2 protein-coding genes are annotated in these 1,956 nt (G+C 73.6%); one reads left to right on the top strand and one right to left on the bottom strand.

Annotated elements, in window-relative coordinates:
* Positions 1-1,188, bottom strand: a 1,188-nt coding sequence (locus tag PROKR_RS25180) for an NAD(P)H-binding protein (RefSeq protein ID WP_036969060.1), incomplete at its 3' end; no start/stop codon positions are given.
* Between the two features lie 126 nt (positions 1,189-1,314).
* Here PROKR_RS25180 and PROKR_RS36175 point away from each other — a divergent pair.
* A partial coding sequence (locus PROKR_RS36175) for a tryptophan-rich sensory protein (RefSeq protein ID WP_051433339.1) occupies positions 1,315-1,956 on the top strand: 642 nt, incomplete at its 3' end.

Raw genomic sequence — 1,956 nt, 5'->3', positions numbered from 1 at the left:
GAGCCGGTGCGGGTGCCGCCGGCCGCGCCGCAGCCCGGGGCCGCCGAAGAGGCGGTCCATGAGGCCGCGCGCCACCCAGCCCAGCCGCCAGGAGTACCAGCCGTGGGCGCCGCCGATGCCCTCGATCACGGTCCACAGCGCGTCGCTCGTGGTGTCGACCCTGCTGGAGCGGTCGTCGACCAGCAGGCTCCCGCCGGCCCAGTCGGGGTCGTCGGGCAGGGGGTCGGACGGCGCTCCCGGCGTCGAGGCGGACACCCAGCTCGTGCGCACGTCCAGGTCCCGGATGCGGGCCAGTGCGAGCGCGACCGCCTCGTCGAAGCCGATGAGGCCCTCGGGCGGGTCGGGCACGTACTGCTTGATGTCGTCCTCCTGGGCCACCACCTCGTGCACCAGCGAGCCGACGAGCGGCCGCGCGATGCCCGGCGGAACGGGCGTCACCAGGCCCACCCACAGGCTGGCCAGCCCGGGGGTGAGTACCGGGACGGCGCGGATCAGGCGCGGGCGCAGCCCGGCGACGGCGGCGTAGCGCTGCATCATCTCGCGGTAGGTGAGGATGTCCGGTCCGCCGATGTCGAAGCCGCGGCTGACCTCGGCGGGGATCGACGCCGCGCCCACGAGGTAGCGCAGCACGTCGCGCACGGCGATGGGCTGGATGCGGTTGTTGATCCAGCGTGGCGCGACCATGGCCGGCAGCCGCTCGGTGAGGTAGCGCATCATCTCGAACGAGGCGCTGCCGGAGCCGAGGATCACCGCGGCCCGTAGCACGACGGTGGGGGCGCCGCCGTCGAGCAGGATCTGCTCGACCTCCCGGCGGGACTCCAGGTGGGGCGAGAGCTTCTCGCCCTCCGGGTAGAGGCCGCCGAGGTAGACCACCCGGCCCACGCCGACCTCGCGCGCCACGACCGCGAAGCCGCGGGCCGTGCTGCGGTCGCGCTCGGCGAACCCGGACCCGGCGCCCAGCGCGTGGATCAGGTAGTAGGCGACGTCGATGCCGTCGAGCGCCCGCCGCAGGTCGTCGCGCGAGGTGGCGTCGCCCTCGACCACGTCGACGTCTCCGGACCAGTCCCGCGAGGCGATCCGTTCGGGGTGCCGGGCCAGCACGCGCACGTCGTACCCGGCGGCCAGCAGCTCGGGCACGAGCCGCCCGCCGATGTATCCGGTGGCTCCGGTGACGAGTACTCGGGGCATGGGGGACACCAACCTTTCTCCAAAACATGAAGCCCAGCGATTTACTAGATAGGCTAGGCATATTCGCCGGGTGGTTGCCTGCTGGGGCAGGCCGAGGGGGCCACCCGGCCCGTCCGAGGAGGGCTCATGGCACACAGCACGTCGCACGACCTGGTCCAGCGGATCGTCGTCACCGTCAGTTTCGTGGTCTGCGTCATCGGCTCCATGATCGGCGTCGGCGTGTTCGGTGGCACGTCCGTCAACGCGGCGGCCGGGGGAGCCCTGGACACCGACGCCACGCTGCTCGCCCCGGCCTCCGCGGCGTTCTCGGTGTGGACCGTCGTCTACGTCGGGCTCGCCGGCTACACGGTGCTGCAGTGGTTCCACGCGCCGACGCCCGCGGCGCGGGAGCGGCAGCGGCGCCTGCGGCTCCCGGTCGCCGGCACGATGCTGCTCAACGCGGCGTGGATCCTGGTGGTCCAGGCCGGCTGGCTCTGGGTGAGCGTGCTGGTCATCGCGGCGCTGCTCACGCTGCTCGTCCGGGTCTTCCTGATCCTGCTGCGCGGCCGTCCCGCCGGCGTGCTCGACCGCGTGCTGGTCGACGGTGTGCTGGGTGTCTACCTCGGCTGGGTCTGCGTGGCCACGGCGGCCAACATCGCGGCGGCGCTGACCAGCGCCGGGTTCGACGGCGCCGGCCTCGCCCCCGACTGGTGGGCCGTAGGCGTCCTCGCGGTGGTCGGTGTCATCGGCGTCGCCCTCGCGGTGCGAGGCGGCGGGCCCGTGGCGGTG

The organism is Promicromonospora kroppenstedtii DSM 19349 (genome assembly GCF_000515355.1).
GTDB lineage: Bacteria > Actinomycetota > Actinomycetes > Actinomycetales > Cellulomonadaceae > Promicromonospora > Promicromonospora kroppenstedtii.
The sequence above is the reverse complement of the archived record's forward strand: the minus strand, read 5'-3'. Positions and strand labels throughout refer to the sequence as shown.